Annotated in this window: 1 protein-coding gene; it reads right to left on the reverse strand. The window is 56.7% G+C overall.

The window, feature by feature from the left end; translation table 11 throughout:
• Positions 1 to 252 (reverse strand): MarR family transcriptional regulator (locus Q4563_RS21230; protein ID WP_303605934.1); only part of this gene is annotated, 252 nt, incomplete at both ends.

A 252-nucleotide genomic window follows, 5' to 3' on the forward strand; every position in this document is an offset into this window, starting at 1 on the left:
GTTGTTGTTCGTCTTCCTGCAGCAGGCCGGTCAGTCGCTTCATTGTGGCAGCGTGACCCTTGAGTGCCTTTTCTGTGACTATCTTGCCTTGTTCGGTCAGCTGTACCAGCAGTGAGCGGCGGTCCTGCTCACTGGGCAGGCGCTGGATCAGTTTGGCTTTTTCCAGTCGATTCAGGCGATTGGTCATGGCCCCAGAAGTCAGCATGGCACTCTGGAACAGCTTGGTGGGGGTTAGTGTCCAGGGTTCACCAC

Source organism: Gilvimarinus sp. 1_MG-2023, from assembly GCF_030548285.1.